18 protein-coding genes, 1 tRNA gene and 1 pseudogene are annotated in these 23,015 nt (G+C 72.0%); 12 read left to right on the top strand and 8 right to left on the bottom strand.

Annotated features, from left to right (window positions below):
- Positions 1–326: 326 nt before the first annotated feature.
- Complete coding sequence (gene murA, locus AB0G84_RS29485) at positions 327–1,673, bottom strand: UDP-N-acetylglucosamine 1-carboxyvinyltransferase (protein ID WP_361327297.1); 1,347 nt, start codon at positions 1,671–1,673, stop codon at positions 327–329.
- Between the two features lie 316 nt (positions 1,674–1,989).
- On the opposite strand from murA, the gene AB0G84_RS29480 reads away from it, so the two are divergent.
- Positions 1,990–2,658, top strand: a complete 669-nt coding sequence (locus AB0G84_RS29480) for a YqgE/AlgH family protein (protein ID WP_361327294.1) — start codon at positions 1,990–1,992, stop codon at positions 2,656–2,658.
- 195 nt (positions 2,659–2,853) lie between these two features.
- Positions 2,854–3,534 (top strand): hypothetical protein, encoded by a 681-nt coding sequence (locus AB0G84_RS29475; RefSeq protein WP_361327291.1) that lies wholly within the window; start codon positions 2,854–2,856, stop codon positions 3,532–3,534.
- Positions 3,535–3,640: 106 nt separating this feature from the next.
- Here AB0G84_RS29475 and AB0G84_RS29470 read toward each other — a convergent pair whose 3' ends face one another.
- A complete protein-coding gene (locus AB0G84_RS29470) occupies positions 3,641–4,804 on the bottom strand; it encodes a LysR family transcriptional regulator (RefSeq protein ID WP_361327288.1) in 1,164 nt (387 codons plus the stop codon).
- Positions 4,805–4,934: 130 nt separating this feature from the next.
- On the opposite strand from AB0G84_RS29470, the gene AB0G84_RS29465 reads away from it, so the two are divergent.
- Together AB0G84_RS29465 and AB0G84_RS29460 are read left to right on the top strand one after the other, a co-directional pair.
- The gene (locus AB0G84_RS29465) at positions 4,935–6,116 is read left to right on the top strand and encodes an MFS transporter (RefSeq protein ID WP_361327449.1); all 1,182 of its coding nucleotides are present in this window, start codon (positions 4,935–4,937) and stop codon (positions 6,114–6,116) included.
- Entirely contained in the window at positions 6,103–6,396 is a 294-nt protein-coding gene (locus tag AB0G84_RS29460; protein ID WP_361327285.1) for a DUF3039 domain-containing protein, read from the top strand. Before AB0G84_RS29465 ends, AB0G84_RS29460 begins: the two co-directional genes overlap by 14 nt.
- Positions 6,397–7,142: 746 nt before the next feature.
- On the opposite strand, the gene AB0G84_RS29455 is transcribed toward AB0G84_RS29460, so the two are convergent.
- Positions 7,143–7,295: a hypothetical protein gene (locus AB0G84_RS29455; RefSeq protein WP_361327464.1), complete on the bottom strand. Its 153-nt coding sequence runs from the start codon at positions 7,293–7,295 to the stop codon at positions 7,143–7,145.
- 434 nt (positions 7,296–7,729) lie between these two features.
- On the opposite strand from AB0G84_RS29455, the gene AB0G84_RS29450 reads away from it, so the two are divergent.
- From AB0G84_RS29450 to AB0G84_RS29440, 3 genes are read left to right on the top strand one after another with little or no spacing between them, the layout of a single operon-like run.
- A complete protein-coding gene (locus AB0G84_RS29450; protein ID WP_361327282.1) occupies positions 7,730–8,626 on the top strand; it encodes an FAD binding domain-containing protein in 897 nt (298 codons plus the stop codon).
- A complete protein-coding gene (locus tag AB0G84_RS29445; RefSeq protein WP_361327279.1) occupies positions 8,623–10,872 on the top strand; it encodes a 2Fe-2S iron-sulfur cluster-binding protein in 2,250 nt (749 codons plus the stop codon). Before AB0G84_RS29450 ends, AB0G84_RS29445 begins: the two co-directional genes overlap by 4 nt.
- Positions 10,869–13,196 (top strand): xanthine dehydrogenase family protein molybdopterin-binding subunit, encoded by a 2,328-nt coding sequence (locus AB0G84_RS29440; RefSeq protein WP_361327276.1) that lies wholly within the window; start codon positions 10,869–10,871, stop codon positions 13,194–13,196. Before AB0G84_RS29445 ends, AB0G84_RS29440 begins: the two co-directional genes overlap by 4 nt.
- Before the next feature lie 649 nt (positions 13,197–13,845).
- Here AB0G84_RS29440 and AB0G84_RS29435 read toward each other — a convergent pair.
- From AB0G84_RS29435 to AB0G84_RS29425, 3 genes are all read right to left on the bottom strand, one after another.
- On the bottom strand, positions 13,846–15,126 hold the full coding sequence (locus tag AB0G84_RS29435; RefSeq protein WP_361327273.1) for a hypothetical protein: 1,281 nt from the start codon (positions 15,124–15,126) through the stop codon (positions 13,846–13,848).
- Positions 15,127–15,572: 446 nt separating this feature from the next.
- On the bottom strand, positions 15,573–16,139 hold the full coding sequence (locus AB0G84_RS29430; RefSeq protein WP_361327270.1) for an HAD family phosphatase: 567 nt from the start codon (positions 16,137–16,139) through the stop codon (positions 15,573–15,575).
- Between the two features lie 119 nt (positions 16,140–16,258).
- Positions 16,259–16,897, bottom strand: coding sequence for a GntR family transcriptional regulator (locus tag AB0G84_RS29425; protein ID WP_361327267.1), 639 nt, complete (start codon positions 16,895–16,897; stop codon positions 16,259–16,261).
- Between the two features lie 83 nt (positions 16,898–16,980).
- Here AB0G84_RS29425 and AB0G84_RS29420 point away from each other — a divergent pair.
- The 4 genes and pseudogenes from AB0G84_RS29420 to AB0G84_RS29405 form a co-directional block, all read left to right on the top strand.
- Positions 16,981–17,136, top strand: a pseudogene (locus tag AB0G84_RS29420) (ATP-binding protein); the annotation flags it as partial.
- A gap of 424 nt (positions 17,137–17,560) precedes the next feature.
- The gene (locus AB0G84_RS29415; protein ID WP_361327264.1) at positions 17,561–17,764 is read left to right on the top strand and encodes a helix-turn-helix domain-containing protein; all 204 of its coding nucleotides are present in this window, start codon (positions 17,561–17,563) and stop codon (positions 17,762–17,764) included.
- A gap of 85 nt (positions 17,765–17,849) precedes the next feature.
- Entirely contained in the window at positions 17,850–19,130 is a 1,281-nt protein-coding gene (locus AB0G84_RS29410; protein WP_361327261.1) for a site-specific integrase, read from the top strand.
- 385 nt (positions 19,131–19,515) lie between these two features.
- Entirely contained in the window at positions 19,516–19,947 is a 432-nt protein-coding gene (locus tag AB0G84_RS29405) for a hypothetical protein (protein ID WP_361327258.1), read from the top strand.
- A 173-nt stretch (positions 19,948–20,120) separates the two neighbouring features.
- Here AB0G84_RS29405 and AB0G84_RS29400 read toward each other — a convergent pair.
- Both AB0G84_RS29400 and AB0G84_RS29395 read right to left on the bottom strand, forming a co-directional pair.
- Positions 20,121–20,195, bottom strand: a tRNA-Cys gene (locus AB0G84_RS29400).
- Between the two features lie 138 nt (positions 20,196–20,333).
- Complete coding sequence (locus tag AB0G84_RS29395; protein ID WP_361327255.1) at positions 20,334–21,203, bottom strand: alpha/beta hydrolase; 870 nt, start codon at positions 21,201–21,203, stop codon at positions 20,334–20,336.
- A gap of 172 nt (positions 21,204–21,375) precedes the next feature.
- On the opposite strand from AB0G84_RS29395, the gene AB0G84_RS29390 reads away from it, so the two are divergent.
- A complete protein-coding gene (locus tag AB0G84_RS29390) occupies positions 21,376–22,830 on the top strand; it encodes an MFS transporter (protein ID WP_361327252.1) in 1,455 nt (484 codons plus the stop codon).
- The last annotated feature ends 185 nt before the right edge of the window (positions 22,831–23,015 follow it).

Raw genomic sequence — 23,015 nt, 5'->3', positions numbered from 1 at the left:
GCCCGACCGGAGGTCCCCCTCCCGCGGCGCGGCGGGTCCACGGCCCCCGCGCGGGGCGTCACCGCGGCCGTACGGGGCCGGGGCGGCGTCCGGGGCGTCCGGGCCCCGTACGGCCGCCGACAGGGGCGCAGCGGCGCCGGTGGGGCCCTCGGTGGGCGGCGCGGAGCCGGGCGGCGGGCCGGGCGGCCCTGCGCAGGGCCGTGCGCGGCGGTGGACGGGCCGGGTCGGGGTCGGGCACGGCAAAGCCCCCTGCCGCCCGTCCGGGAACCGGAGAGGGCGGCAGGGGGCTTTGGCTTCGGCGGTCAGTCGCGCCGTGCGCCGTGGGGTCAGTCGCGCAGTGCGCCGTTGGGCAGCTCCACCTGGGCGCCCAGCTCGACGAGCTTCTCCATGAAGTTCTCGTAGCCGCGGTTGATCAGGTCGATGCCGTGCACCCGGGAGGTGCCCTGGGCGGCGAGCGCCGCGATCAGGTACGAGAAGCCACCGCGCAGGTCGGGGATGACCAGGTCGGCGCCCTGCAGCTTGGTGGGTCCGGAGACCACCGCGGAGTGCAGGAAGTTGCGCTGGCCGAAGCGGCAGGCGGAGCCGCCCAGGCACTCGCGGTAGAGCTGGATGTGTGCGCCCATCTGGTTGAGCGCGGAGGTGAAGCCCAGCCGGGACTCGTAGACCGTCTCGTGGACGATGGACAGGCCCGAGGCCTGGGTCAGCGCGACCACCAGGGGCTGCTGCCAGTCGGTCTGGAAACCGGGGTGGACGTCGGTCTCCAGGGCGATGGCGTTGAGCGAGCCGCCCGGGTGCCAGAAGCGGATGCCCTCGTCGCCGATCTCGAAGGCGCCGCCGACCCTCCGGAAGGTGTTCAGGAAGGTCATCATCGACCGCTGGTGCGCCCCGCGGACGAAGATGTTGCCCTCGGTGGCCAGCGCCGCGGACGCCCAGGAGGCGGCCTCCAGGCGGTCCGGGAGGGCGCGGTGGGTGTAGCCGTCGAGCTTGTCGACACCGGTGATCCGGATCGTCCGGTCGGTGTCCATGGAGATGATCGCGCCCATCTTCTGCAGCACGCAGATCAGGTCCTCGATCTCCGGCTCCACCGCGGCGTTCGACAGCTCGGTGACGCCCTCGGCCAGTACGGCCGTCAGCAGCACCTGCTCGGTCGAGCCGACCGACGGGTAGGGCAGCCGGATCTTGGTGCCGCGCAGCCGCTGCGGGGCCTCCAGGTACTGCCCGTCGGCGCGCTTCTCGATCTTCGCGCCGAACTGGCGCAGCACGTCGAAGTGGAAGTCCACCGGCCGGCCGCCGATGTCGCAGCCGCCCAGGCCGGGGATGAAGGCGTGGCCGAGGCGGTGCAGCAGCGGGCCGCAGAAGAGGATCGGGATCCGCGAGGAGCCGGCGTGTGCGTCGATGTCCGCGACGTTGGCGCTCTCCACGTGCGAGGGGTCCAGGACCAGCTCGCCGGGCTCGTCGCCGGGGCGGACCGTGACGCCGTGCAGCTGCAGCAGCCCGCGCACCACCCGCACGTCGCGGATGTCGGGCACGTTGCGCAGGCGGCTCGGGCCGCTGCCGAGGAGGGCGGCGACCATGGCCTTGGGCACGAGGTTCTTCGCGCCGCGAACCCGGATCTCGCCCTCCAGCGGGGTGCCGCCGTGGACAAGCAGTACGTCGTCAGTAGAGACGGTCATGGATCTCGCGTTCCTGGAGACGGGCAGGGCCAAGGGGAAATGGTAAGGGCGTCCGAGGGGATGCCCGTAGGCCCGTGCAGTCTCTGAGCATGTAATGGCTTTGTCACAACACGCTCGGCTACGATCCGCCTTTGATCTGTAATCGCCTTATGGCTGAAATGCCGAGGAAAGTCTTGAATGTGAGGTTCGGTGTCCTGGGTGGCCGAGAGGCTCCCACGGCGTGCGCCGGGGGCTGCCGCCGTACGCCCTGCCCTGCTCTTGCACGGTCCTGGGCGTTGACTCCCCGCTTCGGGCAGAAGTGCGGGATCATGTGGCCATGACCGAGGTGTCCTCGCTCACAGGCCGGCTGCTCGTCGCGACCCCCGCGCTCGCCGATCCGAACTTCGACCGCGCGGTGGTGCTCCTCCTCGACCACGACGAGGAGGGCTCGCTCGGCGTGGTCCTCAATCGCCCCACACCGGTCGGTGTCGCGGACATCCTCGCGCCGTGGGCCGCGCTGGCGGGCGAGCCGGGGGTGGTCTTCCAGGGCGGTCCGGTCTCGCTGGACTCGGCGCTGGGCGTGGCCGTGGTGCCCGGCGGGCTGTCCGGTGAGGGCGGCATCCCGTCCGTGGACGGCGGCGCGCGGAGCGCCGAGGGCGCACAGGCGGCCGGGCTGCCGGCCGCGGACCGGACCGATCCCCGGTCCGGGGAGGAGCCGCTGGGCTGGCGCCGGGTGCACGGGGCGATCGGCCTGGTCGATCTGGAGGCGCCGCCGGAGCTGCTGGCCGCGGTGCTCGGCAGCCTGCGGATCTTCGCCGGTTATGCGGGCTGGGGTCCGGGCCAGCTGGAGGACGAGCTGGTCGAGGGCGCCTGGTACGTGGTGGAGTCCGAGCCCGGGGACGTCTCCTCGCCCGATCCCGAGCGGCTGTGGCGCGCGGTGCTGCGGCGGCAGCGCAACGAGCTGGCGATGGTGGCGACGTATCCGGACGACCCGTCGCTGAACTGAGCCCGGGGGCCGGCGGCTTCGGGGTCCGGAGCCGGTGTGCGGGATCGGCGCGTCCCGCTGAATTTCGTTGAGCGCTGGATTATTGTTGCGGCTTCGTCATGGGGAAGTGTCAGTCCCTGTCGCTATCGTTCGAGGCGTCAGGGGACGGTGCGCGGCCGCCGGCGCGGGCCGCGCTGTACAGCGGGGGAGAACGCCATGCACAGGCCGAGTGTGCCGGGTGATCTGGACCATCCTGAGCGCGTGTGGGCGCGCGCCGCGACGCTCGCGGTGGTCGCGGCCGCGATGGACGACTGGGACGAATTCTCCTGGGGCGAGCAGGGGTTGGAGTGCTGGAACGGCGGCGGCAGCTACTGGTGGCGGCTGAAGCTGTTCGACGGGGACCGGGCGCTGCTGTGCGGCCAGGACTCGGACGGCAGTTACACCCATGACGGTGGCCGGCAGATCGACTTCCTGGCCGGCGGTCCCGAGTGGCTGCCCTGGCAGCGGCTGCGGCACGACGCCGACGGCAACCTTTTCGGCTTCCTCTACTGGTGGCAGGACGGCGCCTGGGCCCGCGCGCCGTACCCCGAGAAGCTGCCGGACGACGGCCTGGAGATGGCGATGAGTTGGGCCGCACCCGGTGACGGCGCGGTCGGGCGGCTGGTCGAGGACCTCGTGGCGCGCACCGAGACCGAGGTGGACGCCGGGGCGGAGGTCCGCTCCTTCCTCGCCGCGGCCGAGGCCCGCGCGGTGGGCGCCTCGGACATCGCCGGGCTGCTGGACGCGGTCTGCGACAAGGACGCCTGGTACGACGTCCGGCCGGAGGAGGCGCTGGCCTTCGCCGAGAAGCTGGGGCTGACGGCCGGTGCGCGGGACGGGATGGCGGTCGCGCCGTAGGGGCGGCGGGTGACGTGACGGTGGCCGGCACGGTGACGCCGTGGGCGGTTCCGGGCGGTTCCAGGCGGTTCCAGATGGTCCCGGGCAGTGGTCGGCGGTGACGGACTCAGGCGCCCCGCCGGCCCCGTACGGCGTCCGCGGCCCCGGTGGCGTCCCCGGTGGCGTCGTCCCCGGTCTCCCTGGCGGTCCCGGCTGTCGTGGCGTTCCCGGTCCCCGTCGGGCCGGTGTGGCGGTCCGGCGCGGGGCCCCCGTCGGCCTCCGCCGCCTGCCGCGCGCCCAGGGCGAAGAACCGCTTGGCGAGCGGATGGGCGTCCTGGGCCGGCAGCGCCAGACGGACGGGCACCGCCGGCGCGTTCTTCAGGCGCACATAACGGATCTGGGGGTGCGGGTGGCGCCCGGCCACCGGTTCCGTGGTCACCCCGACGCCGTGCCCGGCGGCCACCGCCTCCAGCCACTCGTCGAAGTTCCCCGCCGTACAGGCGAGTCGGGGGCGCTGCTCGGCGGGCCAGAGGTCGGGCCGGGTGGTGCCGGTGACGGTGTTGACCACCAGCGGCAGCCCGGCCAGCTCGGCCCAGTCCAGCACCCGGCGGTGGGCAAGCGCCCGCAGGCCGGCCGCCGCCACCCGGTCGGGGCCCTCCCGTCCGGGGGCCTCCCGTCCGGGGCGGCCCGCCGCGGACGGTATACGGGGCAGCGCGGCGACCCGGGGCTCGTACAGCAGGACCGTGGTGCGCAGCCCGGCGTCGCGGGGGACCTCGCCGCGCAGCACCACGACGTCCGACTCCCCGCTCTCCAGCCCGGCCAGCGGGGAGTCCCGGCGCACCAGCCGCACGCCGGCGCCGGTCGCGGCCTCGAACGCCGCGGTGAGCGCGGTGCAGGCGGCGGGCAGCGGCGAGGTGAAGCCCAGCCGTAGGGGCGCGGGGCCGGTGGGCGAGCGCAGCGCGGCGGCCAGCCGGGGCAGGAGCAGGGCGAGCTCGGCGTGCAGCCTGCGGCCCGCCTCGGTCGGTTCGACCCGGCGGGTGGTCCGGTCCAGCAACCGGGCGCCCAGGGCGGCCTCCAGTGCACGGACGGTGCGGGTCAGCGCCGGCTGGCCGATCCGCAGCCGGTCGGCGGCGTGGGTGAAGCTGAGCTCCTCGGCGACGGCGAGGAAGCCGCGCAGATGCCGTAGTTCGATGCCCGCCAGGGAGTCCAGGGAATCCAGGGAGCCAAGGGAGCCCAGGGAGTCAAGGGAGCCCAGGCGGTCCAGGGCGTCCGGGGTGCTGTCCTCACTCATGCCGGCCCAGCATAAGTGCACCCCGGCGGGCATTTCCCCGGACATCGGGAGACTTCCTACGGTTCCCCGGTCGGTTCACCCGGGGCGCCGGATCGCCCAGCACCCCGGACGATCAGGGGAGTTGAGCACGGTGGGAAAGGTCTGGCTGCTGACACTGGGGGCGTTCGCCCTCGGGCTGGACGCCTATGTGATGGCCGGGCTGCTGCCCGTGCTGGCGGACGACCTCGACACCCGGGTGTCGCTCGCCGGCCAGCTGGTGACGGCCTTCACGCTGGCCTATGCGGTCGCCGCGCCGCTGGTCGCCGGGCTGCTCTCCGGACTGCCGCCCCGGGCGCTGCTCCTGGCCGGGCTGGCGGTCTTCACGCTCGGCAACGGGGCCACCGCCCTGGCACCCTCCCTGGGAACCCTGCTGGCCGCCCGGGCGGTGGCGGGCGCCGGGGCCGGGGTCTACTCGGCGCTCTCCACGGCGGCGGCCGCCGCCCTGGTGCCGGGGGAGCGGCGCGGCCGGGCGCTGGCCCTGGTGATGGGCGGGATGAGCGCCGGCACCGTGCTGGGGGTGCCGGTCGGGGTCCTGCTGGCCGAACACACCGGCTGGCGGGCCACGATGTGGCTCCTCACGGGCCTGGGCGCGGTGGCGCTCGGCTGCCTGGCCGGGCTGCTGCCGTCGGTGCCGGCGGGGCCCGCGGTGCCGCTACGGGCCCGGCTGGCGGCCGTTGCGGACCGCGCGGTGGCCCCCGTCGTCGGGGTGTCGTTCCTCGCCGCGATGGCCAGCCTCGGCCTGTACACCTACCTCGCGCCGGTGCTGGCGGCGGCGGGCGGGGTCAAGGAGGTGGCGCCCTACCTGTGGGCCTGGGGCGCCGGCGGGGTGCTGGGCAGCGCACTGGCCGGGCCGCTGGTGGACCGTACGGGCCGGGCCCGGCGGCTGACCGGCGGGGTGCTGGCGGTCATCGTGGTGGCGCAGGCGGCGCTGCCGCCGCTGACCGCCGGGGTGCTGCCCGCCGCGGTGGCCGCGCTGGTGGCGTGGGGTGCGGCGGGCTGGGCGCTGCAGGTGCCCCAGCAGCACCGGCTGCTGGCGGCGGCTGCGGGGCGCGGCACGGTCGCCCTGGCCCTGAACAATTCGGCGCTCTACCTGGGCAGCGCAGCCGGCTCGGCGCTCGGCGGGCTGGCGCTCGCCACCGGGCTCGCGCCGTACGCACTGCCGTGGGCCGCCGCCGGGGTGGCGGCGGTCGGTCTCGCCCTCCACCTGGCGGCGGGCCGACGCTCCCGGGTTGTCGCGCGCGTGAGTACCCTTGGCAGTTATGAGCACTCTTGAGCCCGAGCGCGGGGCAGGTACGGGGACCCTCGTAGAGCCGACACCGCAGGTGTCGCACGGCGACGGTGACCACGAGCGCTTCGCCCACTACGTCCAGAAGGACAAGATCATGGCGAGCGCGCTCGACGGTACCCCCGTCGTCGCGCTGTGCGGCAAGGTCTGGGTCCCGGGCCGCGACCCGAAGAAGTACCCGGTCTGTCCCATGTGCAAGGAGATCTTCGAATCCATGGGCGCCGGCGGCGACAACGGCAAGGGCGGCAAGGACGGCGGCAAGAAGTAACCGCCGTCCGCCAAGGCGCCCATCGCGGCACAGCCGCTGCCTTGCGGCACCGCCGTCGGCCGTGCGGCGGCGTTCCCGCCGCGGGCGCGGGCCCGGGTCCCCCGTGGACGCCCGGGCCCCTCGTCGTTCCCGGCTACGGGCCACCGTGCCCCCGGCCCTTCGTCGTTCGCGACTCCGGGCCGTCGGCCCCGGGTCCCCGTCGTTCCTGACTGCTGACTGCTGACTGCTGACTGCTGACTGCTGACTGCTGGCTCCGGGCTGCTGGCTCCTGCCCCCTGGCCCCGGGATCCCGACTTCCGGAGTTGCAGCCCGGCCCTGGGTTCCCGGCTCGCGGTATCGCAGCCCGGCCCTGCCTCCCGCACCAAGCGTCCCGCGCCCCGACTCTGTGTCCCGCGGCCCGTTTCTGTGTCCCGCGGCCCCGATAACCGTCCGTAGGGCCACGGCAGTTGCGCGGCGCGGCCCGCGGCTGGTGTCACGGGCCGGAGGGACCGAGTGTGCTCTGCCGCGGCGGTCCTGTGCCGGCCCGCACCACCCCCGGTCTCCCTCTCTCCCGCTCACGCTCCCTCCCCTCTCCCTCCCTCCCGTTCCCTCTCCTTCGCCCTGCGCCGCCGCTTCGTCCTTCGTGCTGCCCCGGCGCTTCGGCTGGCGCGGGCATGCTGCTCGGCGTCGCACGGCACTGCCTGTCCCACACGGCACTGCCCGTCCCACACGGCACTTCCCGTCCAAGGGGACGGCGTGCTCGCTCCCTACGGCACTTCCCGTCCAAGGGGGACGGCGTGCTCGCTCCCTCGACGATGCCGGCCGCCCACCAGCGCGAGCAGCAGGTGGATCTGGACCACCGTCAGGACGCCTCCCCGGGCGAGTTGGTGTCCCTGGGCCAGGTACGGCCCCTGGGGCACGTACGGCCCCTGGAGGGCGTCCACCGGTTCGGGCCGGTGCCGCCGGAGTTGACGGCAGCGGTGCCCCGGGGGTGCTCGGACGCCCGATCGAGGGGGCGCCCCCAAACGTGTGAGGACCCGTGCAAGGAGGGCGCCCGTCCGGCCGGACGGTGCCACGGTGGTGCGGTGCGGCGGCCCCCCTCCGCGGTACCGCCGTGGCGGGCACCGCCCTGCCGACGGGTTGCGCCCCGCCGACCGGTCGGCACCGCACTCCGCGTAGCGGCGGCGGTGGACGAAACCGGACCAGCGCCCTGTTCGGGGACGGACCGTCGCTCGGCGGCGGCCCCTCGCGCCGGGGGGCCGGGAAGATGTGCCAGAGTTGCCACGTCCGGGCTGTGAGCACGTACCGTACGGCGGAGCGGAACTGCCGGGACACCGGGGAAGGGGCAGCTGGCTTGACCACGCACGCACCGCACGCGTCGCACACGGTGACGTTGCCGGCCTCGCTCGACGAGGCGGTGGCGGCGCTGACGGCCATGCCCGCCGCCGTACCCGTCGCGGGCGGCACGGATCTCATGGCGGCGGTCAACGCCGGACTCCTCAGACCCGCGGCCCTGGTGGGCCTCGGCCGGATCAGCGAGATCCGCGGCTGGCAGTACCTGGACGGCCATGCGCTGCTCGGCGCCGGCCTCACCCTCGCCCGTATGGGACGCCCCGACTTCGCCGCCCTGATCCCCGGCCTGGCCGCTGCCGCCCGCGCGGCCGGACCGCCGCAGATCCGCAACGCCGGCACCCTGGGCGGCAACATCGTCACCTCCGCCCCCACGGGCGACACCCTCCCGGTGCTCGCCGCCCTGGAAGCCACCGTGATCATCGCCGGCCCGGAGGGGGCCCGCCGCGAGATCCCGGTCAGCCACCTGCTGGCCGGCCACGACCTGCTGCACCCCGGCGAACTCGTCGGCTTCGTACGGGTGCCGCTGCTGCACGCCCCGCAGGCCTTCCTCAAGGCGACCGGCCGCACCGGCCCCGGCCGCGCCACCGCCTCGGTGGCGCTGGTCCTGGACCCCGTACGGCGCGGAGTGCGCTGTGCGGTCGGTGCGGTCGCCGCGATGCCGCTGCGGCCCCTGGAGGCCGAGCAGTGGGTGGCCTCGCTCATCGACTGGGACGGCGAACGCGGCCTGGTGCCCGAGGCGCTGACGGCCTTCGGCGACTACGTCGCGGCCGCCTGCATCCCGGACCCGGCCCCGCCGGAGGACGGCTCGGAACCGGCGACCCTGCCGCCGGCCGCACTGCACCTGCGCCGTACGGTGGCAGCCCTGGCCCGCCGCGCACTTGGGAGGGCGCTCTCGTGAGCGACGCCGACAACCGCCATCCGCAGCACCCGCACCCCGACCAGGGCTGGCAACCGCTGCCGCAGGGCGGCGAGTACGAGTCGGAGGCGACGGCCTTCGTCCAGCTCCCGGAGGGGTTCACCGCCGAGGTCTACGGCGGGCGGACGCCCGGCTGGACCCCCGGTGCCGATCCGCTGGCCGCGCCCGGCCACGGCTACACCCCGCCGGCCTCGTTCACCCCCCACACTGCCCACGCCCCGCACCCCCCGCAGGCCCCGCATGCCGCGCCGCCGGCCGGTGCGGGCGGCGACCCGGCGGCCACCGGCCAGTGGACGATGCCGTTCGCCGACCCGTCGGCCGGATACGCCGACCCGTCTGCCGGCTACCCCACCCATGGGGAGGCCCACCCCCACCACGCCCCGCACGCCCCGTCGGAGCCCTACCAGGGCGGTGCGCCGGAGGCGGCCCGCCCGTGGGGCGGCGAACCCGTCCAGTGGCCCGTGGCGGGCAGCCCGGAGGCCGGCGCCACCGGGTCGTGGTCGATCCCGGCGGCTGACGACGGCCTGGAGGAGTCCGGCGAGTACCTGCTCGGCGACGAGCGCCTGACGGGGCATCCGGGAGGAACCGGCGGATACGGGGGCCAGCACGGATACACCGGGCCGGATGCCGCCGCCTACCAGGGCGGCCCGTACCAGGACTCCGGCGGGTACGACGGCGCGGACGCGGACGGCACCGGCGGGGCCGGCGCGACCGGGCACTGGAACTTCACCGCCGGGCTGAGCGCCACCGCCGGCACCCAGCAGCCCTCCGGGCCGACCCCGCAGACCGCACCGGGCGGACCGGCCCAGGACCCGTACGGCGCCCCCGCGGAGCCCTCCTACCCGCACGACCACGGCCTCGGCGAGGTCGGCGCGGCCGGCCACGGCGCCGGCCCGGCCCACGGCGACCACCACCACGAGCGCCATGGCGACCACCACGGCGACCGCCATGGCGACCATCATGGCGACCCGCACGGCGCGACCGGCGGCTACGGGACGGACACCGGCGCCGTGGACGCCGCCGCCGGTGCGACCGGACACTGGTCGCTGCCCGCCGACGCGCTCGCCCAGTGGCCCCCGGCGCCCACCACGGAGCAGCCGCAGCACGACGGGGCCACGGCCGCCGACCGGCACGACGCGGCGACGGAGGTGCCGGCCCCGGCCGGTGCCGGCAGCTGGTCGACCCCCGCCGGGGACGAACGGCCCGAGGAGCCCGGCGCGTTCGCGTCCGCCGACGAGGGCCACCCGGCCGAGCCGCACGCCGCGGACGCCGACGCCGCCCCGAACGCCCCCGCGCCCGGCGGCCCGTCCGCCGAGCCCGCCGGCTACCCCGCCGCCGAGAGCGCACCCGCCGAAGCCGCCGAACCCACCGGGCCCGACGGGTCCGACGGGGCCGCGGACCCCGGTGCGCCCGAGGAGTCGGCCGCGCCCGTCGATCCGGCGGAGCAGGCCGGGCCCGCCGAGCCGGACGACCCGGCCGAAGCGGTCGCCGCCGACGCGGGCACGGACCCCGCCGGCGGATCCGAGGCGCCCGCCGAGGCCCCCGCCGACGCCGGCCCGGAGGCCGCCGAGGCGCCCGCGCCCACCGGCCTGGAAGGCCACGACGAACACCCCGCCACCTCCTACGTCCTGCGCGTGAACGGCATCGACCGGCCGGTCACCGACGCCTGGATCGGCGAGTCGCTGCTCTATGTGCTGCGGGAGCGGCTCGGCCTGGCCGGCGCCAAGGACGGCTGCTCCCAGGGCGAGTGCGGGGCCTGCTCGGTCCAGGTGGACGGGCGGCTGGTGGCGTCCTGCCTGGTGCCCGCGGCCACCACGGCCGGCTGCGAGGTCCGCACGGTCGAGGGACTCGCGCAGCACGGCGTGCCCTCCGACGTGCAGCGTGCGCTCGCCGCCTCCGGTGCGGTGCAGTGCGGCTTCTGCGTACCGGGCATGGCGATGACCGTGCACGACCTGCTGGAGGGCAACCACGCCCCCAGCGAGCTGGAGGTCCGCAAGGCGCTGTGCGGCAACCTCTGCCGCTGCTCCGGCTACCAGGGTGTGGTGGAGGCCGTCGAGGAGGTCGTCAAGGCCCGTGAGCAGGCCGCGGAGGCCGCCTACGCCACCGAGGACGCCCCGGACGCAGCGGCTCCCGCGGACACCGCCCGCATCCCCCACCAGGCGGGCCCCGCCGACCCCATGGGCCACGCCCCGCACGACCAGGATCCGCAAACGGGAGGCTCCGCATGAGCGGCACGTCCGATGTCGCCGGCGCCGTCGCCGCGACCCCCGCGGACGGCGTTCCGATCCCCGTCGAACCGCCGCACGGCCTGGGCGTGTCTCTGCCGTCCGCCGACGCCGAGGCGAAGACCCAGGGCACCTTCCCGTACGCCGCCGACCTGTGGGCCGAGGGGCTGCTGTGGGCGGCCGTGCTGCGCTCGCCGCACCCGCGCGCGCGGATCCGGTCCCTCGACACCCGGCCCGCGCAGGAGATGCCGGGCGTCCGGGCCATCGTCACGCACGAGGACGTCCCCGGGGACGCCGGGCACGGCCGGGGCACCGCCGACCGTCCGGTCTTCGCCAGGGACGAGGTCCGCCACCACGGCGAGCCGATCGCCGCGGTGGCCGCCGACCACCCCGACACCGCCCGGCTGGCCGCCGCCGCCATCGCCGTCGAGTACGAGGTCCTGGAGCCCGTCACCGACCCCCAACTCGCCTTCGAGGCCGAGCCGCTGCACCCGGACGGCAACCTCATCCGGCACATCCCGCTCCGCTTCGGCGACCCCGATGCCGTCGGCGAGGTGATGGTCGAGGGCCTCTACCGGATCGGCCGTCAGGACCCGGCGCCGATCGGTGCCGAGGCCGGACTCGCGGTGCCCCGCCCCGACGGCGGCGTGGAGATCTACACCGCCTCCACCGACCCGCACACCGACCGCGACCTGGCCGCCGCCTGCTTCGGCCTGCAGCCGGAACAGGTCAAGGTCGTGGTGACCGGCGTCCCCGGGGCCACCGCCGACCGCGAGGACCCCGGGATCCAGCTCCCGCTCGGCCTGCTGGCGCTGCGCACCGGCTGCCCCGTCAAACTGGCCGCCACCCGCGAGGAGTCCTTCCTCTCGCACGCCCACCGCCACCCCACGCTGCTGCGCTACCGCCACCACGCCGACGCCGACGGCACGTTGGTCAAGGTGGAGGCGCAGATCCTGATGGACGCCGGCGCCTACGCGGACACCTCCGCCGACGCCCTGGCCGCCGCGGTCTCCTTCTCCTGCGGCCCGTACGTCGTCCCGCACGCGGTGGTCGACGGCTGGGCGGTGCGCACCAACAACCCGCCCTCCGGCCACGTACGCGGCGAGGGCGCCCTACAGGTCTGCGCCGCCTACGAGGGCCAGATGGACAAACTGGCCGCGCGCCTGGGCCTGGAGCCCGACGAGATCCGGCTGCGCAACATCATGGCCACCGGCGATCTGCTCCCCACCGGGCAGCCGGTGACCTGCCCGGCGCCCGTCGCCGAGCTCCTGCACGCCGTGAAGGACGCACCGCTGCCCGAGCTGCCCAAGGACGCCCCCGAGGCCGACTGGCTGCTTCCGGGCGGTCCGGAGGGGGCGGGGGAGCCGGGTGCGGTCCGCCGGGGCGTCGGCTATGCGCTGGGCATGGTGCACATGCTCGGCGCGGAGGGCGCCGACGAGGTCTCCACCGCCACCGTCAAGGTCAGCGGCTCGGTCGCCACCGTCATCTGCGCCGCCGTGGAGACCGGTTCGGGGTTCTCCACCCTGGCGCGGCAGATCGTGCAGGACACCCTCGGCGTGGAGGAGGTGCACGTCGCGGCCGTCGACACCGACCAGCCGCCGGCCGGCCCCGCCTGCCACGGCCGGCACACCTGGGTCTCGGGCGGCGCCGTCGAACGCGCCGCCAAGATGGTCAAGACCCAGCTGCTGCAGCCGCTGGCCCACAAGTTCGGGATGTCCACCGAGCTGCTGCAGATCAGTGACGGCAAGATCACCTCGTACGACGGCGTGCTCAGCACGACGGTCGCCGAGGCGCTGGACGGCAAGGAGCTGTGGGCGACCGCGCAGTGCCGGCCGCACCCGACCGAGCCGCTGGACGACAATGGCCAGGGCGACGCCTTCGTCGGCCTCGCGTTCTGCGCGATCCGCTGCGTCGCCGACGTCGACATCGAGCTGGGCACCATCAGGGTCGTCGAGATGTCCGTCGCCCAGGACGTGGGCCGGGTCCTCAACCCGCGCCAGCTGCGCGCCCGCATCGAGGCCGGCGTCACCCAGGGCCTGGGCGCCGCCCTGATGGAGAACCTGCGGACCACCCGCGGCCAGGTCCGCCACCCCGACCTGACCGGCTACTCCTTGCCGACCGCCCTCGACGTCCCCGACATCCGCATCGTCAAGCTCGTCGAGGAGCGCGATGTGGTGGCCCCCTTCGGCGCCAAGCCCGCCAGCGCCGTCCCGGTCGTCACCGCACCCGCCGCCGTGGCCGCAGCGGTCCGCGCCGCCACCGGCCGCCCCATCGGCCGCCTGCCGATCCGTCCCCAGGCGGCGGTGGCCCAGGTGATCCAGCAGTAGCGGCGGGGAGTTGGGCCCGCCGCGGACGCGACGGCCAACGCCCACTGCCCACCGCCCCCCGTCACCCCCGCCCACAACGCCCGGAGGCGGCCCCCACACGGGAACCGCCTCCGGACCGGACCACCGCGCACCTCACGTCGTCATACGAGGCGCACATCGAGGCCGTGGCGGGATGCGAACCCGCGTTACTCGCTTTGCAGGTTTGTCCGGGCTGGTCAGGGGGCTATACGTCGACGTCCGTAGCTGTTCACGGCAGCACTGGGTGCCGTGAAGGGATGGGCTGGGACACCGCCATGAACGTCGCCGAACGACAATGAACGAGACGGAAACTGAGACGGCGCTGGGTCCCCGCCACGGCCGTCCAACGCGCACGAGGTTGGGCTTGGCTGGCGCCTGCAACGGCCCGATGAGGTCAGCCACCAACGGCCGCTCCGGTCCGGGTCCGCCCTTCAGACCGCTGCTTTGTAGGCTTGGGGGGTCCAACCGCATCCGTGCTGATAGTGCCTGTCAGCTTTAGCGGACCGTCGTGTACCTGCTGCGTTCTGACCTGTTCAGGTGCGAGCCGCAGCCAAGCGACGGCAGGGGCTTTTCGGAACGGAGCCCGTTACAGCATCAGCTGGCGACAGCCGTGCGCTTCTCGTTGGCTCAGCTAACGGTTATCGGCGATAACCTCGATGGCCAAAACCCGGATCAACTCAATGTCTGGGTAGAGCCTCATCGCCTCGCGGCTCAGCGGCAGCAGGACTTTGGATTCAGCGTAGCGAGCATCATCTTTCGCATGCACAATCCTATTTCGAAGCATGTAGATTCTCTTCGCGACCTGGGACGCCAAGGACTCGCCACTCTTCAAATTAATCGCAGGGATTCCGGAAATCGGGCCCTTATTTCCGAAGTGGCTGCCATGGTCGAGCGCAAAGAATTCTTGCAGCTTGCCCTCTTGGACGCATTCTTCGACGAGGATCCGTAGCTGATCCCCTTCGCTGGCTCCGCGTGACCGCTCCACAGAATTAAGGATTTGGAGTACTGACGAATCTTTCTCCTCATCGAAGTCGAGCGAACGCAAGATCCTGCGCACCTTCCTGACAGTCTCTCGCCTGTGAATTGCAGGAAGGTAGTGCTCAAGAACCTGGTAGTAGGACAGGTAGAAGAGTGTGTGGTTACCTCGAATGGTGAAATCGCTGGGGATGGAAAAGAGTGTCGCGATATTGTTGGGAACTGGCGTTTTTGGGAATCTAACGGTGTAGGCGATGGCTCCTCTGCGCGGCCGAGGTGACAGGCTCTCCCTCTTCGGTCGCAGAGAATAGGGGCACCTGTGCCGGGCATTCAGTTCAAACAGAAATGAATTCGCCAAGTCGCGAGATCGGCTCAGCAGCTCCGACCTTTCGGTTGCTCCTCCGAAGTAGACCTTCAAGGTTCTCTGAGTGCGAACCTGCTCTCTTTCGTGCGATGTCAGCGGGATGCAAAGGGCCGAGTTCGGCGAGATCTCGATGCACGTAGAGCCATCTCTTGAAGTGACGCGAATTACTGTGGAGATGTGGTCGCGGCTTTCGTCACGCGCGAATGGCGGATCAAACGCATGAGCGTGAGAGCAGGGATGGATTTCAAATTTGAATTTACTAATACTTTGGGGCCTGAATGCGTTAATTCCATGCTGATTTACTTCGAATTCAGCAAATCCCTTCTCGGGGTCGATCCATCCTTCATGTTCCGCCATCCTCTCGGCGCCTCGGTCAATCGCTTGCAAGATTTCAATCGCCCCATCGATGGGTACGGCAACCTCGCGTTGGGGCCACGTTCCCCTTGCGGGAGAATCAAAGATCAGGCATTCGTTAACTGTTTTTATGTACTTCAGGTCGAGCGCCTTCTCGATCTGAGAGATTTTATCTGTGTCGAGCAATTCCAGGTCGTTCTCCCTTGCCTTTTCCGACACGAAGATCTCCTTTTTATGTCGATCGTGGGGCAGATGCTGGGAAGTCTGCGACCGCCGTGTTCGGCAGCATAGATCATTTATTCCGTGTTTGAAGGAGAATTTCCTAGGTCGGCGAAGCTTGTGGCTGCTAAAGCCGTGGAGCGACAGCCGCAGACACTACGTCCACCTTCTCTGGCATCCGGGGCTGGTTGCTCATCGCGCGGCGTGGGCGCTGGCCGGCTGGAGCCGGGCGGCGACGGGAGCACAGGCCCGGGCGGGGTTGGGGCGGCGGGAAGCGGGGGAACCGCCTTGTGCCCTGAGAAGTTTGTAACTCACTGGCCGGATCCGGTAGAAGGCGGCGAGCAGGGGTGCCGCACTGCTGGCCTGGCAGGAAGTGTGTCATTTGCCCGCCGTCAAACGCTGTCCGACTGACTCCCAAAGGTCCTCGGGGCGGTTGGGTGGGCCCGCTACCAGGGGCTCGATGCCAGAGCATCGGCCACAGTGGTCATGTCGGTGACTACTGCATCAGCCCCTGCCGCAGCCAGGGCGAGGCCCTTGTGCGACTTGTTGGCGAAGCCGATGGACATCGCTCCAGCCGCACAAGCAGCTTCGACGTCCGTCACCGAGTCCCCGATGAGGGTGCAGTGATGGGGGTGCACGCGAAGTCGTGCGGCGGCGAGCAGCAGCGAGTGGGGGTCGGGCTTCATCAGGTCGGGGCGGTAGGCGGTGCGTCCAATGACCTCGTGCACCAGGTGACGCAGGCCGTGCAGCTTCAGGAAAGCCCGTACACAGGCCGTGGAATTGTTACTGACTACGGCGACCTTTCGCCCGGACGAGTGTGCCGCTTCCAGGGCGGCGACCGCGCCGGGCACAGGTGGGCCTGCGACCTTAATGGCCGACACTTCGGCTTTGGTGGGTGATTCTTCGATTGCCCGGATTGCCGGTTCGCCGCCCTGCGTGGCAAGGCGCAAGATCTCCATCGGGTCATCGACGCCGTCCGCCTTGCCGCCAAGCGTCGCGTCGTGCCGGGCCACCACCTCCGAGAGTTCCCGCGCGACGCCGGGGGCGGGCCGACCCGCGAACAACGTCGCAGATCGGCCCATCGAAGTCGAACAGGACTCCGCCGGTGGCTCTGGCGACCTCGGAGAGCTTGCTATTTCCCATCAGGGTCGAGGTCCCTTCCGATGGTGTTCCAAACGCTGTCGAACCACATACGGGCCTGCTCGACCTGCTGCGCGCCGCTCGACGACTCGCCCTCGTTCACGGAGTAGTGGAACAGCGTGGCGTCTGCCCCCACGAGGTCGTAGATCTCGATGACCTCCCCCTCCGTAACCACCTTGTTGGGTCGGATGGGGTAGTACTCGAAGAATGCGTCTTCCTGGTTGATCACGTACAGCTTGAAGAACTGCGTGCCGCCGTGGACCCACACGCTCACGTTGGTCTCCGCCACCAGCCCTAGAACGCTTAGTTCGTGGATGGAGTTGGTGATGCTGCGGGTGAAGCCCACCATCATGTCGTGCATGCGACGGCGTAGGCGCGGGTCGTCCGACCCGTCTTCACGACGCACGGGCGCGGCGTGGGGCACCGCCATGTCTGGCACCAGGATGCGGATCTTGATGCTCGACGGGGTCAGCCGGCCAACGCGGATTTTGTGGACAGGTTCTTGAAGCGCGCTGTGCAGCGTCTCGCTGGAGAACCCAGCGAAGTCGATCGAGACATCCGAGCTGGCAAACGCCTGCTCCACGTAGGGGCGGAGACCGGCCGGGCGTTCGGTGCGGTTGCGGACGTACACGCCGCTGCCCTTGCGAGATACCACTAGGCCCTCGTCTTCAAGGTCCCGGAGCGCCCGCTGGATCGTGGCGCGGGCGAACCCGTACGGGCAAAGTCCTCTCCGACCGGCTCAAGCGTCTTCAGCCGACGCTTGCCGCTCGCGGTGTCCTCATCGACTCGGGCCGCACCAGCGAGGGCGGCTACCTCGAAATGACCCGCCTGGCCACCGCGCCCCCACACGAGCAGAAGCGGATGGTCTGACCCGCGACCACCGCGCCCGGACAAGCAAGAGGAGCACCATGGCCCGGGCGTGCTCCTCTTGCTGTTCGGCGAACGCCGCCCGAGGGTCGCGCCGCGGAAGCGGCTCCTTCATCACGCTGTGAGGCGCAGCGCCTCACAATAGACACCCCTATCTTTTGTCCTAAGAGGGAAGACGCTGCGTCATCTGCGTCATGCGAGCCAAAAAAACGGACCTGCGGCAAAAGCCATGACGCAGACGGCGGACACTGCGTCATCCTGCGTCATCTGCGTCATCTAATGACGCAGCCCATGACGCTGCGATGACGCACCCCCAAACCGCTGCGTCACTCAAAATCGCAGGTCAGACGTACGAATGACGCTGATGACGCAATGACGCAGAAATCCGTACCTCGGACAGCCCGCCCTGATCGAAGGGGATCTCTACATGGACACGGTCGACATCGCCGCTGTTGATTCCACCCTCGTCCTACTCACTGTCGAAGAAGCCGCCCGCCGACTCCGCATCGGCCGGACCACCTGCTACGGGCTCATCCGCTCCGGAGAGCTGGAGTCCGTACCCGTGGGCCGACTGCGCCGCGTCCCGGCCGCCTACGTCACCCGTCTCCGCACCGCCCAACGAGCCGCTTGACGACGCCCGGGGCGGCGGCACTCCCGGACAGGACAGCCCGCCGCCCCGGTCTCCATCCCGACACACAAGAAGCAGGAGCCTGCCTGTGGCAGAGGAAAAGAAGCGCACCCGACAGCCCAACGGCCGCAGCTCGATCTACCTCGGTAAGGGCGGCAAGTGGCACAGCCGCGTCACGGTCGGCATCCGTGACGACGGAACGCCAGACCGCCGCCACGTCGAACGGAAGACCCGCGCCGAAGCGACTGCCGCTGTACGCGAGTTGGAGAAGCAGCGCGACGCCAAGACGGTGAAGAAGCCCGGCAAGGCATGGACGGTCAAGGCGTGGCTGACGCACTGGATCGAGAACGTCGCGCCCCTGGCGGTCAACGACAACACGATGGTCGGTTACGGCGTCGCCGTTCGGAAGCACCTCATCCCCGGCTTGAGGGCTCACCGCCTCGACAGGCTCAAGCCCGAGCACATCGAGGCGTTCTACGCCAAGATGCAGGCCAACGGCAGCAAGCCCGCGACCGCTCACCAGGCGCACCGAACCCTCCGTACCGCCCTCAACGAAGCCGTACGGCGCGGGCATCTCGGCAAGAACCCCGTGCAGTTGGCCAAAGCGCCCAAGACGGGGGAGTACGAGGTGGAGCCCTACAGCGTGCAAGAGGTGCAGCGGCTGCTGAAGGCCGCTGAGCAGCATCGCAGTTCCGCACGGTGGGCTGTCGCCCTCGCGCTCGGGCTGAGCCAAGGGGAAGTGCTGGGGCTGACGTGGGACGACGTGGACCTTGAGGGCGGGTTCCTCGTGGTCCGTCGTAGTCGCCATAGACCGCAGTACGCCCACGGGTGCCCGGACCCGTGCGGGCGCAAGACGGCCGGGTACTGCCCGCAGAGGCGACGTACGAACCCGGAGTTGTCCACCACCAAGTCCCGTGCCGGCCGATGCGCGGTCGGTCTCCCCGAACAGCTCGTTGATCTACTCCGTGACCATCTCAAGGCGCAGGGAGAGGAGAGGGTGGCAGCCGGGAAACGTTGGGAGGAGAACAGGCTGGTCTTCCCGGACGAACACGGCCGTAGCCCCTCCCACCGCCGGGACCGCGCAGAGTGGAAGGCTCTCCTCGTGGAGGCGAACGTTCGGGATGGACGCCTTCACGACGCCCGGCACACGGCCGCCACGGTCCTGCTCATCCTCGGTGTCCCCGAGCGGGCCGTCATGGGCCTCACGGGGTGGTCGACCACAGCCATGGCCGCCCGCTATCAGCACATGGTGGACGCCGTGCGGACGGACATCGCGAAGCAGGTGGACGGCCTGATCTGGAAGCCCGAGATGGGCCGACCGGACGATGATGACGGTGGAGCCGCTGGGAAGCTCGTGCGGGCTGGTTAGGGGCGGCTGCGGGCCGCAGTTCCTCGGTGTGAGAGGTGCGGCCCAACCTGCCGATATTCGTGCGCCTCCGGTGTCCTGCCGCGACATCCTGCCGAAGGGCTTGTGGCATTAGTGACGGCGGGTGTCGGACTGGTCGGGACGCTTGGCGGCGCAGCCATGGGCGGACTGGCTGCGGTACGTGGGGCGCGTATGGGGGCGGAGACCACGGCGCGATCGGACGTAAGTTCGATAAGGCTTGCTCGGATTGCGGTAGGCGTCCGCGGTCTCCCCGTGCCGGATTCCAGTCGCGGTGCCGAGGGATTGCGGTGATGCTGTCAAGGGAGCGTGACCGGCCTCGTGCCGGCAGCGTGCGTCGGTCACCGCGCTGTACAGGAAGGTGGCGACCATGACGGCGATACCGAACGCGACACAGCGAGGGCACGGGGAGCCCGGCGGCAGCGAAATGATCAATGGCGCGTCGTTGTTCGCTGGGATCATGCTGATGATTAGTGGGCCTTTCAGCATTCTTACGGGCGCAGCCGGCATCGCGCAGGACCGCATATTCGGCGCGTCCCGGTACCTCTACCAGTTCGACCTCACCACTTGGGGCTGGATCCATGTTTGGGTCGGGGTGGCACTCGTCATTGCTGGTCTGGGGGTTTCGGCAAACAAGAGCTGGGGTCGTGGGGCCGGCATGGCAGTGGCAGGAATCAGCCTGATCACCCAGTTCATGTTCGTTCCGTACTATCCGGCGTGGTCCATCCTTGTGATGACGATCGATCTCCTCATCGTGTTTGCGCTGGCGAGGTTCCATGTCGGAACGAGCGGCGGTCGGTGAATCACGGCGCGGCCATCTCGGCTGGAAGCCCCGAGCGGACCAGCCGGACGATGACGGCGATGGCGCGGCCGGCGCCCTCGTACCGGCCAACTGAGACGGGAACTGAGACGGACGGCCAAAAGGGCGGCACCCCTTCTGGGGTGCCGCCCTTTTCCTTTGCCTGGTCAAGGCACTGGAGGCCGTGGCGGGATTCGAACCCACGTAACTCGCTTTGCAGGCGAGCCCCTGAACCACTCGGGCACACGGCCGGGGTGCGGTGCTGTTGATGACTCTAGGCCGCGGGGCGGGGGGCCCGGCAAGGGTGGGGAGAGGGTCGCCATGAGGCCGTCATAGGGCGCAACACCCGTGTCACACAGGGCGTCGCGGCCCGGCGCCGCCCGCTCCGCTCAGGCCGCGCCCGTGTGCAGGAACTCCGCCACCACCGGCGCGAACAGCGCGGGCTCGTCCACCCACGGGTAGTGGCCCACCCCATGCAGCGGCCGCACCCGGGCGTCGGGGAACGACGCGGCGACCAACTCCCCCGCCCGCATACCCGACAGTGCGTCCCGGTCACCGGTGACCACCAGCACCGGGCAGGTCAGCTCCCGCAGCCCGTCCAGCAGTGCCAGCCGCACCTGCTCGTCCACGCCCTGCCAGAACCCGGCCCGCGGCACCGGCCCCAACTGCGGCCCCTCCGTGGCGGCGTGCTCCCGTTGGGGCGCGTCCCACCGCCCGTAGGCGAGCGGCGCCGCGGCCAGCAGCAGCTCCCGTACCTCGCTCAGATCGGACGCCTCGGCCAGCCGCTCGACCGCCGCCGAAGCCTGGGGCCACCACTCCTCGTCCGCCCGCGACGCGAAGATCTGCCGGGCGTCGTCGGGCTGCTCCCCCTGTAGCCGGGAGCCGGGGCAGACCAGCACCAGGCGGGTCAGCCGCTGCGGATGGCCCGCCGCGTACGCCTGCGCCACCGCGGCGCCCGCACCGTGGGCGAGCAGGGCGAACCGCTCCAGGCCCAGGTGTGCGCGGAGCGCCTCCAGGTCCTCGGCGAGCTGCGGGAAGGCGTAGCGGGCGGGGTCCTCGGCGACGGGGGAGGCGCCGGTGCCCCGGCTGTCGGGCACGATCAGCTGCCGGTCCGCGGCCAGCCCGCCGAGATCGCCCAGGTACGCCGCGTCCCTCCCCGGCCCGCCGGCCAGGCAGACCAGCGGCGGCAGCGGCGCGTCGTCCGGGCCGAGCAGGCGGTAGTGGAGCTCGGCGTCGTCGTACGTACGGAAGTGCGGCATACGGACAGCTTGCCCGACATGCGAGAACCCAGGCCCCCACGTGGGCCGCGCCCCGCGGGGCCTGCCTTCGGACGGGCGACGGCAGTTCGACGCCGGGCCTAGGACCGACGAACGAGCCCGTTCCCGTCCTCCGACAGGGGCGAAGCCGCGCGGTGGCTCTTACGCTGGGCCGATGACCGCAGACCGGCCCGCCCTCTCCGATCCGCCCCGGGAGCACCCGGTACCCGACGCATCCGCCACCGGTGGCGTGCTGTCCCCGTCCTACCGCGCCCTGACCCTCGGCATCATCTCGGTCGTCTCCCTCGTCGCCTTCGAGGCCATCGCGGTCAACACCGCGATGCCGGTGGCCGCCCGCGCCCTGGACGGCATCGGCCGGTACGCCTTCGCCTTCTCCGCGTACTTCACCGCGAGCCTATTCGCGATGGCGCTGGCGGGGGTGTGGAGCGACCGACGCGGCCCGCTGGCACCGCTGTTCACCGGGATCGCGGCGTTCGGAACGGGCCTGTTGGTCGCGGGCGGCGCACAGGGCATGGGGATGTTCATCGCCGGCCGCGGGGTACAGGGCATCGGCGGCGGACTGGTGGTGGTCTCGCTGTACGTCGTGGTCGGCCGCGCCTATCCCGAGCGGCTCCGCCCCTCGGTCATGGCGGCGTTCTCGGCGGCCTGGGTGCTGCCGGTGATCGTGGGGCCGCTGCTCGCCGGGACGATCACCGAACAGCTGGGCTGGCGCTGGGTGTTCGTCGCCATCCCCGCCCTGATACTCCTGCCGCTCGCGGTGATGCTGCCGGCGCTGCGCAAGCTGCCGCGGACCGCGCCGGGGCCGGGCAGCGGGGTACGGGGCGTACTGGGCGACCGCCGCTGCCTGCTCGCGCTGGCCGTCGCGGCGGGCGCCGGTCTGCTGCAGTACGCCGGCGAGCACCCGACGTGGTACGCGCTGCTGCCCGCGGCCGCCGGGCTGGCCCTGCTGGTGCCGGGCATCGTCCGGCTGCTGCCGCCCGGCACGTTCCGGGTGGCGCGGGGCCTGCCGACGGTGGTGCTGATGCGGGGGCTGGCCGCAGGCGCGCTGGTCGCCGCCGAGAGCTTCATCCCGTTGATGCTGGTCACCCAGCGCGGCCTGTCCGCCACCCTCGCCGGCCTCTCCCTCACCGGCGGCGGGCTGACCTGGGCGCTCGGCTCGTACCTCCAGAGCAGGCCCCGGCTGGAGCCGTACCGGGAGCGGCTGATGGGCCTGGGCATGGCCCTGCTCGCCGTCGCGATCGTGATGGTGCCGCTGGCGCTGATCGACGGGGTTCCGGCCTGGATCGTCGCGGCGGCCTGGACGGTCGGCGGCTTCGGCATGGGCCTGAACATCTCCAGCGGCGGCGTCCTCCTGCTGAAGCTGTCCCGCCCGGAGGAGGCCGGCCGCAACGCCGCGTCCCTGCAGATGGCGGACGCGCTGGGCAACGTCACCTTCGTCGGCGTGAGCGGTGTGCTGTTCGTGGCCTTCGGCGGCGCGGACATCGCGCCCGGCGCGATCACCACCCACTCCGCCAGCCATCCGGCGGCGTTCACCGTGGTCTTCGCCACGATGGCCGCGGTCGCGGCGGCGGGGGCGGGGACTGCGGTGCGCCTCAAGCCGAAGGCTTGACTTCCCACGTTGTCGCCTCACCCGCCGTGGTGGTTGTTCGCCGGGGGCCGGCGGCCCGTGCGTCGTCGGCCCTCTCGCCGTGGCGCCTGCGGCGGGCGGGGCCGCTGCGCGGGGCTGTCGGGTGCGGTGGTGGGCCTGCGGGGGTGGGTGTCCAGACTGCTTCGCTTTACGTCTGGACACCCACC

This window comes from Streptomyces sp. NPDC020742, assembly GCF_040641675.1.
Taxonomy (GTDB): Bacteria; Actinomycetota; Actinomycetes; order Streptomycetales; family Streptomycetaceae; genus Streptomyces.
This window is presented reverse-complemented; position numbering and strand designations above follow the sequence as displayed.

What these genes read in the sequence shown, in the direction of transcription:
- murA (WP_361327297.1), bottom strand. Translation starts at nt 1,673, where the DNA reads ATGACCGTCTCTACTGACGACGTACTGCTTGTCCACGGCGGCACCCCG.
- AB0G84_RS29480 (WP_361327294.1), top strand. Translation starts at nt 1,990, where the DNA reads ATGACCGAGGTGTCCTCGCTCACAGGCCGGCTGCTCGTCGCGACCCCC.
- AB0G84_RS29405 (WP_361327258.1), top strand. Translation starts at nt 19,516, where the DNA reads ATGACGGCGATACCGAACGCGACACAGCGAGGGCACGGGGAGCCCGGC.
- AB0G84_RS29395 (WP_361327255.1), bottom strand. Translation starts at nt 21,203, where the DNA reads ATGCCGCACTTCCGTACGTACGACGACGCCGAGCTCCACTACCGCCTG.
- AB0G84_RS29470 (WP_361327288.1), bottom strand. Translation starts at nt 4,804, where the DNA reads ATGAGTGAGGACAGCACCCCGGACGCCCTGGACCGCCTGGGCTCCCTT.
- AB0G84_RS29440 (WP_361327276.1), top strand. Translation starts at nt 10,869, where the DNA reads ATGAGCGGCACGTCCGATGTCGCCGGCGCCGTCGCCGCGACCCCCGCG.
- AB0G84_RS29415 (WP_361327264.1), top strand. Translation starts at nt 17,561, where the DNA reads ATGGACACGGTCGACATCGCCGCTGTTGATTCCACCCTCGTCCTACTC.
- AB0G84_RS29460 (WP_361327285.1), top strand. Translation starts at nt 6,103, where the DNA reads ATGAGCACTCTTGAGCCCGAGCGCGGGGCAGGTACGGGGACCCTCGTA.
- AB0G84_RS29475 (WP_361327291.1), top strand. Translation starts at nt 2,854, where the DNA reads ATGCACAGGCCGAGTGTGCCGGGTGATCTGGACCATCCTGAGCGCGTG.
- AB0G84_RS29390 (WP_361327252.1), top strand. Translation starts at nt 21,376, where the DNA reads ATGACCGCAGACCGGCCCGCCCTCTCCGATCCGCCCCGGGAGCACCCG.